Raw genomic sequence first — 10,407 nt, 5'->3', positions numbered from 1 at the left:
CAATGACGAGGTGCCAGCACAGATTGCTTCGGCTTTGCACAATTCGTCTAAGGGAACAAGTTCCCAAGACTCATGGGGCTTTGCATCCCTGAAACTAGGAATCTCCGATTCCGTAGTTGAAGTATCCCTGAAAGGGACAATTCGCCTAAAGGAAGCGGAGCTTCCAAGGCTCATGGGGCTTTGCACAATTCGCCTAAAGGAAGCGGAGCTTCCAAGGCTCATGGGCGTAGGCGAGCACCTCGCAGTCTGCGAGAAGAAATTTTCCTTGTGAAAAAGAAATTCCTGTATTGAAAAAAAAGAGTTCCACTTTGCGAAAAAGATGTTCACACTTTGAAAAAATTTTTAATTGAGAGTATTTGGTGGAAGATCGTATATAATCCCCCCAAAAAACGCATCCAATGCGAAGCTTGGCATTCAAAACCGTAGAAAATCCAGCCAACGTACCTTTTCCTCGGAAATCCATCCGCCTAGCCCTCAACGCGGCCATTCTCCACGCCAAAGTTCTCCATGTCGCTGAAAAACTCGAAATTCTCGGCGAGGCTTGCGCTCTTTCAGACGGCGAGGCGCGGGAGCTAGGCGGCGTGTTCCGGGCTTGATGGCCGAACGGGAAAAGGAGTCGTGAAGAGTGACCATGGATTTCGAAACACGTCATTCCGCTTGACGCGAACAAGAACGTTCAAAATTTTGCGTTAGGGATAGTGACCCGCAGGGCGGAGAGGCGTTTTACGCCGCTCCGTTTTAACAGCGTCCGCGCGGTTCTTTTGGAGCCGCACGGGACGCGTTAAAATATAGCCCGACCTTGCCTACGGCAAGGGAACGCCCTTATTCCTGCCCGCACAAATACATCGCCGCCGATTTTTGGAAACAGAATCTTAAAGGGCCGCCTTTATTTGAAAACGAAAATCCCCGCATTCCCCAACCCAATTCAAAACCAGAAAAATCTATTTTTGAACTACTTTAAAAGGAGTGTTGAATGAAACTTTTATCCAAAGCCTGCTTCCTTGCAGGAATTTCCTTGGCATTCGCCCAAGCGCAAGTCAGTTTTTCCCCAGTAACTTCGGGAGCGACGGAATCCGCCCAAAAGCTCTATAACTTTTTGGCGACGAACTACGGCGTCAAAACCGTATCGGGCATGATGACCGGCGACGTCAATACGTCATCCGTCCAAACTCTCCTTGACGTGGACGCCTTCTATACCCGGACAGGAAAATACCCCGCCCTGGTCGGCTTCGATTTTCTGTTCGCCACCGGAGTCAAAGCCTCGGACGGGTGGTACCAGACTTACACGGAAAACATCATCGAAGCGGCAAAAGAACTCTGGAGCTTGGGCGGCATTCCCGCTTTTACCTGGCACTGGAAAGACCCGAGCGACCAGATTGACGCTTTCTATACAAAATCGGGAGACAAAAACAATTACACCGAATTCGACTTCACCCAAGGATTCACCGACCCGAACTGCACTTCAAATTGCAGCTGGAACACGACTTCGACAACTTATCAGCAGCTCGTTTCCGACATCGATGAAATCGCCGACTACTTTTTGCAATTGCAAAACGCCGGCGCAGCCGCCGTATTCCGTCCCGTACACGAAGCAAGCGGAGCCTGGTTCTGGTGGGGAGACAAAGGCGGAGCCGCATTCCAGGCACTTTACAACCTGGTTTACGATGAAATGGTCAATGTCAAAGGCGTGAAGAACCTCGTCTGGGTCTGGAACCCGGAATATGCGACAGACACCGACTGGAATCCGGGAACGGCAAAATACGACATCGTGAGCCTCGACATCTACGAAGCCTGGAACTATTCGACCAAATACATTTCGGCATACCAGACGCTCTCCCAAAATTTCCCGGGCAAAATTTTGGCCATCTCCGAAAACGGCCCGATTCCCGACATGTCCGTCATGGCGGAAAACAACATCAAGTGGTCCTGGTGGATGCCGTGGTACCAGACTTGGGATGGCAACTTCCTGGATCAGACCGTCGATCCCGTCTGGAAAGCGAACGTGGAAAGCCCCTGCACCATCACTTTGGAAGACATGCCCGGCTGGAACAGCTACAGCATTTCGCAATCCACCGTCGCCGCCTGTGAAGTCGGCTACAAGCTGGCCGATCTAGACACCGCGCGCCCCGTCGCCGCCGACATCTTCCCGGGCGACACCGCGACCAACGGCTGGCTGCGGGTCAAATTCAACGCCGGAATTGAAGACACCGCCAACGGCAACGTCGTCATCAAGCAAGGCGCAATCGACCTCTCTTCCGAATCACAAATCACCCTGACCGCCTACAACACGAACGCGCAGTCCGGCATCTGGTTCACCATCGCCTTCCTCGGCAACGAAAGCACGGACTGGGCCTGGGCACAGCCGGAAGGCTGCTGGATCAATCCGGGGGACTCCACCGTCTGCGAAATCAACTTGGCAACGACCGCAAAGGGGACGCAAGTCCTCACCGGCAACGACTACACCACCTTCATGAAAAATATTTCCAAAGTGTATATCGAAATTTTCCAGATCGGCTACTCCGGCCAGATATTCTTCGACAACGTCAAAGCGGGTTCGACGCCCATCAACGACTTTGAAAACACCGCACAGAAAATTTCCACCGAGGAGGCGCACAACCTCGTCGTTGCGGAAATCATCGGCAAAGGAAAATCCGCCGCCATCCAGCAGCATACCGCCAGCGCATTCCGCTTGGAACTCCACGGAAAAAATCTTTCCGTCGCCCTCCCCGTCCCCGGAACGGCAAGCGTAGATCTCTTTGACTTGAACGGCAATCTCGTCAAAACTCTCCACCGCGGAAACCTGAGCGCAGGCATTCACACCACTTCGCTCGAAGGCATTCGCCACGGCAACTACATTCTCCGAGCCAAAGGCGCATTCGGCGTATCCGCTCGGCAAATCCGCATCCACTAGAACGCAAACGAAAATCGCAAAGCCTCCCCGCCGGAGGCTTTTTTTGTTGTGCAGGTTTGGGCGTTGCCCCCCGCAAGCGTCGTGCCGCTCCCTAGCGTTATCGCCGGGCAAAAGCCCGTCGTCCGTTCAGCCAAATTTCCAGAAATTTGTCCGAACCCATCCGGGCGTCGGTCGCTAACGCAATCCGAAAAAGTAGATTCAAGTCCATAGCTGGCAATCAGCAATTAAGAACGCAAATAAAAAATCCAAGCAAACACCATCCGCTTTTCCAAATCCCGGCACCATTCAAATCGCAGATAGATTACAACGCACAAATCTCTTTATCAAATAGACAACTAGATTCAAAGGAATTCGCCGATTCAGCATTTTGCGGGCAATCCGGGTAGAGGCGTTCTGTTAGCCATCAAAGCTCCCCTAGGAACGTCCTCTTTCCAAGCCGATCCCGATGCCTTCCTCGTATTTTTCGGCGAGGGCCTTCTCTTCAGCATCGGCGATGGTCTCGTAGCCGTAGGCTTTGGATGTCTTGATGAAGTCCATTTTGAATTCCTCTTTCTCTTCTTTCGGGAGCAGTTTCTTCAAATATAGAAAAGTCTCCGTGAGGAAATTCTCCGCTTCGTCCCGGGGCAGTTTCGGCTTAATAGAGAGCTGAGTGCCTATGAGAAAAGCCCCGCAGAAAGCGAGGCCTAAGTTGTAAATAGGAATTACAAGTTTTGGATTTCATCTTCAGAAAGGCAGGAAACATTCGCGATAAGGTCTAGAGATGCTCCATTGTTTTTAAGAGCTTTCGCCATTTCCCTGCGGGCATTTAAATCGCCCTCTTCCCGTCCCATTTCCAAGCCGATTCCGACGCCTTCCTCGTATTTTGCGGCAAGTGCCTTCTCTTCGGCGTCGGCGATGGTCTCGTAGCCGTAGGCTTCGGATGTCTTGATGAAGTCCATTTTGAATTCCTCTTTCTCTTCCTTCGGGAGCAGCTTCTTCAAATATAGAAAAGTCTCCGTGAGGAAATTCTCCGCTTCGTCCCGGGGCAGTTCCTTCAGCATCTTGACGGCGGTGCGCAGGTGCCTCTGCATCTTTTCGCCGTGAAAAACGTATTTCATAGCCACGAGTGCCAGCGCGATTTTCGGGGAGATGTCCCGGATTTCGTTTGTACTGAATGTGTCGCCGATATCCACAAGTTCGAGCACGAACGGCAGACCGATGCGGTGGTAGTATTCCGGGTAGTCCGGGAACATGGTTCTCACGTCCAGTTCCCAATGTTCCCTGCCGTTGTAGAAGACGATGGCGACTGTCGGGATGTTCCTTTGATTCTTGACCATGATGTGGTACCAGTACTTGACGAGCTGCGCCACGACATTCGGGTCTTTCGAGGACTTGTGTTCCTCGAGGATGCCGACGAGGAGGTCCGCGGAGCGTTTCGTTTTCTCGCCGTCTTTTACATCGTTGCTGCCGCATCCGTCTCCGGCGATCTTGACGGTGAATGCCAGGTCCGCGTAGCCGAAGGTTTCCGTGTCGCTGAAGGATTCGGAGATTTCGGTGAGGGTCGAGAGGTCCACGGTCTTCAGGAATTCGGAAAGGCTCCTGTTGTTTCGGGCGACGAGGCGCAAAAGTTCCGCAGCCCGGTCGGGAGCCTTGAAGACGGAGCGGAAATAGGAGTCGTGCGGGGTGCGGGCGTTAGCGTTGTTTTCTTTCATGGATTTCCTCGTTGAAATGTGGACTTTCCCCAATGAAAGCCCATGATGTACAACGCTCGAACGGGCGATTTTAGGAAAATTTTTCCATAAAATATTTTTGCAATGAGAAAGAACAAAAAGAAACATCTCCGTCAAAAGGCCTCTACGGAACTACCGGCCTAGCCGGTAGTTTTTAGGTTTACAAAAAACAGCACCTTTGACAGATACTGTTTGCCGAAATTTCGAAAGGGAGTTGGCCAAATGCCTGAAAAACAAAAGCTATTCGCCCCATTTTTTCATTAGGCAGCGGACTCCGACATATTGTGCAGTGTCAATGCTTGTCAAATAATCAATTCCCGACCCCATACGCACCACATTCATGAAGCCAGAAGTGCTAGTCGGCGTGGAAGTCCACCAAAATGCATAATCTGTATTTCGAATGGAAGCATCGGCTTTAGATACATATCGTCCAGTCGGGAGAGCTTTCCAGCCGAATTGGTCTGTACCACCCCAATTTTCGGATTTAAGGGCAGCAACGTCAAGGTATTTTTTCACCGATACTACATAACTGGACAATTCCTGAAAGTCCTCCTTGCTTGGCACCTTGAAGCCATCTTTACAAGCTGCAGACGCTCCCGACCAGTTGTGGACATACCCGTTCTCTCCACTTGTTAACCCTATTATTTGAAATGCAAGCATAAGTTTTACCGGAACGCCCCGTATAGGAGCATTCCTTCATTTTGAGGTTTAAACCACTCATAATAATTATTATAGCTAGATTTTTTGTACCTGATAAGGTCACAAGCTCTGCCCACCGAATCTTCCAGATCTGAAGCATCCCTCAAACCATAATACAACTGATTCCCTATTTTATCACTAAAAACACAAGCTTTTCCCGATACGACAGTGTCGCGATGGTCGTAATTGCAGGGGGACTGCCAGGCCTTTTCTGCGTCACTCGCTTCACTCCAACCATCGCTTGATGGTGTTTTGCACACATAGCCATTTTTATAATATCCCTTGTAATAATACAGCGTATCATTGGGTATTTGGGTCTTCGTCATTTCTAGAGTTTTTGAATTACAAACCATATGGGTAGCCTTTTCCCCATCCGTCAGCTCTCGCCACCTATAAGAATCGGTGCAAACGTGATTATCTACGATTTCACTTCCCTCTCCGTAAATTTCATATGTGGACTCGCTGCAAGGGCCGTATTTTTTCTCATTGGTTCCATAGACTTCACGCAGGCATAAGTATAGGCTCCGCTCGTTCCCGACTGTTCGCAAACCTCGTTGTAGAACACGCTATCCACCTTGCTAAAGAACTTGTCATAATTGTTGGCCGTGCAAGTTCTGCCGCTGCCCGCTTCCGAGGCACTTGCATTGCGCCAGGCATAGGTGTAGGTGCCGTCTGTGCCAGAGCGCTCGCACACATAAGCGTAGGAAACGCTGTCGCCACTGCCAAAGAACTTGCTCCAGCTGGTGGCGTTGCAGAGCTTGCCGTTAAGGGCATCCGCTTCGGTGGCCTCTCGCCAGGCATAACTCTTCCCCGACTTTTCGCAGACATAGCCGTTCATCATTTCATAGTCCAGTTCCTTGGAAAGAGCTTCCAAGCACACCTTGCCTGTGGCAATTTCTCCGGTGCTGGCCGTCACCCACTGGCCCGACTTGCAAACCTTGCCCTTGTCGCTCACTACCACGTTTTCGGTCTCTGCATTACAGGCGGCGCCCATTTCAATTTCGGAATCCGTGGCGTCTCGCCACTTGCCGTCCTGGCAGAGCTTATCCCCCACCACTTTCGCATTCAGGTTGCCCGTGCAGGGGATGCCGTCGGCAAATTCGTATCCGGAAGCCTTCTCCCACTTGGACGCATCACATACAAATTCAATTTCAAAGGTCTTCAGGTTCGGGGTGGTCTCCACACGCACGCTGTCCTGCAATTTGGAGTCGCATTCACCCAGCAGGGATTTTTCCAAAATCTTCCAGCCGTAGCTGCCACCGTCGCTTACGCACACGAAAAGGCTGTCCTTCTTTTTCAGGTTGGGGTTGGGTTCCGTCCGGATGGAGTCCAGGGAGTCCGCGTCGCATTTGCCGAGGCCGCTGGTCAGGACCGCCACCCAGTCGTTGCTTGCCGCGTCGCACACGAACCAGTTCAGAGTGTCGCCGTCCACCTTCTCCGTGCAGAGCTTGCCCGTCGCCGCCTCGCCCGGGGTGGCCGTCCGCCAATTCTTCTGGCTGCCGTCGCACACGTAGCTGGAGTCGCCCGCCGTGGCATGAAGCCCGAAAATGCGGAAGGGGTTCTTTTCGACTTCGATGTCGCCTTCATTCTTGTCGGTGCACTCGCCTAGCGTCGAAGTGGTGTTCTTCTGCCATTCGCTGCCGTCGCAGGCCCAGAAGTTCAACGTGTCCCCACGGGAGGTGGAGTCGCAGATCAGACGCGTCGCCTGTTCCGCTTCGGTGGCCGACAGGAACATCTCGCCGTTGCACACGTAGAGGGGGAGCTTCTTGTCCGCCGAGTCCGCCACGAAAAGCCCGTAGGCGTTCTTGTTGCAGACCTTCCCCGCAGCCTACTCAATGGCGGAAGCCTCCAGCCAGAGGGAGTCCTTGCACACATAGACCTTCACGTCCTTCTTGTCGCTGGAGTCCGTGGCGAAGAAACCCTCGTTGTCCTTGGTGCAGAGGGCCCTGGCCGCCCATTCCACATCCGTCGCCTCACGCCAGAGGTTACCGGCGCAAACGTAATGCTTGACCTTCTTCTTGTCCGTGGAGTCGTTCCGGAACTTGCCGTCCAGACTTTCCACGCAGGCGTTCTTCAGTGCGACTTCCACGTCGGTGGCCGGTCGCCACGCACTGTCCGCGCAGACCAGCGACTCGCCGTAATTGGCCAGCGCCTTGTGGATCTCCTTGCGGACCGTGCCCGCCGCCAACGAGTCCATACACTCGCCCACTCCCGGGACGGGAACCCAGCGGCTGGACTCGCACACGTAGGAGCCATCCTTCTCCTTGACGAAATAGGTGTCGCCTTCGAAGGCGGAAAGGCACTTGCCCAGGTCGTCCACGGTTTCGACAGTGCCCTCCTCCTTTTCGCCGTTTCCAGAGCCGGAGGACGAATCGTCGCCGCAGGCGGAAAACGCAAGGGAAAGCAGGGCAAAAGCGGCTGCAGCCAGAATCGCGGACAGCAGGCGAAGCATTTTTGAACGAGCATGGGACCTCCTCAGAAGTTTGTACAACTTTCCCTTTAAAAACAGTTTACTTACGAAAAAACATACCAATAGTATTGTGTTTTTTTTATAAGCAAGCGGATTCTGGCAAAACCGGGGCATTTTCGGTCGGCATTCGGCCCGGACGGGCTCATTGCCGGGGCTTTTCGGCGGGGCTGGGCGAAAAACAAAAAATTCTTCTAGGCCACCTCTAAAAACTCCAATGCGCTTCCACTCCAAGTCGCCATAGATGCAATTGGCGCAAGCGCATCGCCCGCAATTCCATCAAGCTTTTCACATAAAATTTTGGCAAAATTTGCATCTGGGTTTCTTCCCGCAAAACCACAGGCAAAGAACGAGGTCCCCGAAGAATCAGCCGAGCTATCGCCGAAACATTTTCACCCACATCCACCCGGATTCCCGGTCGAATTTCATAACTCCTTTCCCGAATCGGCATTTTAAGAGTTTCCCGCCATTCGCAAAAAAGACTTTCCGCTTCAAAAAGGCGAATACCGCTGCGCAAAAACACCACAGGCACCGCCGAATCCCCGGCGACGGTCCACTTCATGCCCGCTTCCAAACCCGCCGCCTTGTTTGAACGCCGCGCCGAAACTTCAAAAACATTTCGGGCAAATCCAGAATCCAACGGTGCCGACGTTTTTTCCGAAAAACGCAACGCCCAAGACGCCAACGGATACTCTCCGGCCAGATAAATAAAGAATCGATTTTTTTTGACCATCTGGGGAATCCGAAAGACGCCGCTCCAATCGGGATTTTGATGAAAGTACGCCCGAAAACGAAATCGCAGCGGCGCATTTCGGGGAGTTCGCGCCGACGCATAAAGCAAAGGCGTTCTCCAGCCCGACGAATAGGAAAGCTGCACATCCGCCGCATCCATCTTCACCCGAAAGAAAGCATCGCGAAATCCCTGCGCCGAAAAAAGCCCCATCGCCAAAAACTGCAACCGTTCCGACCTCCCCACCGCCGCACGAATTCCCGCACTCGTATCCGTCAGCAAAATCGTTCCGGCTTCTGCATCCCTTGTTCCCACGCTCCATACATTCCCCACGCGGGATTCCAACGGGATGGCGCTTCGCACATCGCTCGCAACGATATGCCCCAATACGCTGAAAGAACGGCGGTCTTTATATAAAAGGCGAAATTGCTCCAGATGGACATCCCCGCCGCTTTCCGATTTGAAACGCATCTCCAAAGAGAATCGCAAAAGCCCGATGGCTATCCGGGAATGCGAATTTCGGACAGAACCCGTCGAATCCAGCGACAGCCCGTAAGAAAGATTCCCCCGCCATTTCCAGTCTTCCATTTTTTCCGCCAGCGTTTTGCGGCAAGGATCCCCGCCGAGTGCTTCCCATTCTTCGCAAGCGCCGCGCACATCACCGTTTTCCACATAGAACAGAAGCTCTTCCAACTCGTCCAAGCCGATTCGACCGTCGTCATAAGCCCAAAAAGCTTCTTCTACCGTCACATTTTCGCGAGCCCGCACCCAAGCGCAAGCCGCCAAGAAGACCAAAATCCAAAAGAACGCCCGTTTTTGCCGACTTCGAATCAAACCGTTTCTCCTCTTTGAAATTCCAACACGCATAAAAAGACGCACAAGGACAAGAAATCAGGAAAAATTCCCAAATTTTCTACCTTTTCGCCATGCCGCAAAAATTTTCCAAACGCCCCTCCCTCATCCACTTTCCGCTTTTCCAAGGAAGACGGGCGACCCCGTCCGTCAAAGGGCTCAAACAGCTTCTAGAATACCACGGCGTCGTTTTGCAGCAAGAAACTCTCGAACAGCTTTGGGCTTATCACCAGCTTTTGCGGGAACACAACAAAGACCAGGATTTGACTCGCCTGAACGCCTTTGAAACCATTGTCGAAAGGCACTACGCGGATTGCACTCTCATCAACGCCTACGTTCCCAAGTGGCCCAAGCGCATGATTGATGTCGGCAGCGGTGCCGGATTCCCGGGCATTCCCTTGAAATTGGTCAATCCCGAAATCCGCCTGACCCTTTGCGAACCGCGCCCCAATCGCATCGAATTTTTAAATCTGGTTATCCGAGAACTCGGACTCCAAGGAATCGACGTTTTCGGACACAAGGTTACCAGTCGCAGCCTGACTTTTCCCGTCGAAGGTGTCATCAGCCGGGCATTTGAAAAAATCGAGCTGACCCTTCCGCGCATCCAAAAAGCGCTGGTTCCGGGAGGCAAGGCCTATTTTATGAAAGGTCCCGCCGTCCAAGAAGAACTCGCGGCTCTCCACCCCGAAGATTTTGGATTCAAACTGGCCGGGAAGTATTTTTACCGGATTCCCCAAAGTACGCAGGACAGGGCGCTGATCGTTCTCGAAAAAGAGTAGAAAGCGGCAGGCGAAGCATCTCGCTGTCAGCGAGAAGAAATTCTTATTGTGAAAAAAAATTCAGGCTTTGAAAAAAGTTTTCCTTGAGAAAAGAAGTTCATGTTTTGAAAAAAGAGTAAATGGCGAGCAGCCTCGAGATTTTGAACGTTTTTCCATTCACCCGCGAACTCCCTGAACATTTTGAAAAAATAAACCTCAAAATGAGGATGCTTCGGCGGGTTTAGCAACTTTTTTTCCGCTCCACATTTTCAAACGCCTAC

At 52.1% G+C, this 10,407-nt stretch carries 11 protein-coding genes; 4 read left to right on the top strand and 7 right to left on the bottom strand.

From position 1 onward, the window contains the following. The 3 genes from B5D40_RS16070 to B5D40_RS06080 form a co-directional block, all read left to right on the top strand. A partial coding sequence (locus tag B5D40_RS16070) for a hypothetical protein (protein ID WP_234978157.1) occupies positions 1-271 on the top strand: 271 nt, incomplete at its 5' end. A gap of 127 nt (positions 272-398) precedes the next feature. Continuing rightward, positions 399-596 (top strand): hypothetical protein, encoded by a 198-nt coding sequence (locus tag B5D40_RS15255; RefSeq protein ID WP_095849523.1) that lies wholly within the window; start codon positions 399-401, stop codon positions 594-596. Positions 597-973: 377 nt separating this feature from the next. Beyond that, positions 974-2,911: a glycosyl hydrolase gene (locus B5D40_RS06080; protein WP_078776199.1), complete on the top strand. Its 1,938-nt coding sequence runs from the start codon at positions 974-976 to the stop codon at positions 2,909-2,911. Between the two features lie 414 nt (positions 2,912-3,325). Here B5D40_RS06080 and B5D40_RS15605 read toward each other — a convergent pair whose 3' ends face one another. The 7 genes from B5D40_RS15605 to B5D40_RS06045 form a co-directional block, all read right to left on the bottom strand. Continuing rightward, on the bottom strand, positions 3,326-3,490 hold the full coding sequence (locus B5D40_RS15605; RefSeq protein ID WP_158222117.1) for a hypothetical protein: 165 nt from the start codon (positions 3,488-3,490) through the stop codon (positions 3,326-3,328). A gap of 122 nt (positions 3,491-3,612) precedes the next feature. Continuing rightward, positions 3,613-4,602 carry an Rpn family recombination-promoting nuclease/putative transposase gene (locus tag B5D40_RS06070; RefSeq protein WP_158222118.1) on the bottom strand — a complete coding sequence of 330 codons (990 nt, stop codon included), beginning with the start codon at positions 4,600-4,602 and terminating at the stop codon, positions 3,613-3,615. 258 nt (positions 4,603-4,860) lie between these two features. Beyond that, a complete protein-coding gene (locus tag B5D40_RS06065) occupies positions 4,861-5,280 on the bottom strand; it encodes an FISUMP domain-containing protein (RefSeq protein ID WP_078776196.1) in 420 nt (139 codons plus the stop codon). Between the two features lie 5 nt (positions 5,281-5,285). Beyond that, the gene (locus B5D40_RS06060) at positions 5,286-5,645 is read right to left on the bottom strand and encodes a hypothetical protein (RefSeq protein ID WP_078776195.1); all 360 of its coding nucleotides are present in this window, start codon (positions 5,643-5,645) and stop codon (positions 5,286-5,288) included. Between the two features lie 92 nt (positions 5,646-5,737). Beyond that, on the bottom strand, positions 5,738-7,105 hold the full coding sequence (locus B5D40_RS06055; RefSeq protein ID WP_078776194.1) for a hypothetical protein: 1,368 nt from the start codon (positions 7,103-7,105) through the stop codon (positions 5,738-5,740). A 42-nt stretch (positions 7,106-7,147) separates the two neighbouring features. Further along, on the bottom strand, positions 7,148-7,852 hold the full coding sequence (locus B5D40_RS06050; RefSeq protein ID WP_143394406.1) for a hypothetical protein: 705 nt from the start codon (positions 7,850-7,852) through the stop codon (positions 7,148-7,150). 139 nt (positions 7,853-7,991) lie between these two features. Further along, a complete protein-coding gene (locus B5D40_RS06045; RefSeq protein WP_143394407.1) occupies positions 7,992-9,350 on the bottom strand; it encodes a hypothetical protein in 1,359 nt (452 codons plus the stop codon). A 92-nt stretch (positions 9,351-9,442) separates the two neighbouring features. Between B5D40_RS06045 and rsmG the strand changes: the two genes are divergently transcribed. Then, positions 9,443-10,147: a 16S rRNA (guanine(527)-N(7))-methyltransferase RsmG gene (gene rsmG / locus B5D40_RS06040; RefSeq protein ID WP_078776191.1), complete on the top strand. Its 705-nt coding sequence runs from the start codon at positions 9,443-9,445 to the stop codon at positions 10,145-10,147. Positions 10,148-10,407: the final 260 nt, after the last annotated feature.

The organism is Fibrobacter intestinalis (assembly GCF_900167415.1).
Taxonomy (GTDB): Bacteria; Fibrobacterota; Fibrobacteria; order Fibrobacterales; family Fibrobacteraceae; genus Hallerella; species Hallerella intestinalis.
The sequence above is the reverse complement of the archived record's forward strand: the minus strand, read 5'-3'. Positions and strand labels throughout refer to the sequence as shown.

Bases quoted from the DNA above. Each gene is read 5' to 3' on its own strand.
- B5D40_RS06060 (WP_078776195.1), bottom strand. From the start codon at position 5,645: ATGACGAAGACCCAAATACCCAATGATACGCTGTATTATTACAAGGGA.
- B5D40_RS06065 (WP_078776196.1), bottom strand. From the start codon at position 5,280: ATGCTTGCATTTCAAATAATAGGGTTAACAAGTGGAGAGAACGGGTAT.
- B5D40_RS06070 (WP_158222118.1), bottom strand. From the start codon at position 4,602: ATGAAAGAAAACAACGCTAACGCCCGCACCCCGCACGACTCCTATTTC.
- rsmG (WP_078776191.1), top strand. From the start codon at position 9,443: ATGCCGCAAAAATTTTCCAAACGCCCCTCCCTCATCCACTTTCCGCTT.
- B5D40_RS15255 (WP_095849523.1), top strand. From the start codon at position 399: ATGCGAAGCTTGGCATTCAAAACCGTAGAAAATCCAGCCAACGTACCT.
- B5D40_RS06080 (WP_078776199.1), top strand. From the start codon at position 974: ATGAAACTTTTATCCAAAGCCTGCTTCCTTGCAGGAATTTCCTTGGCA.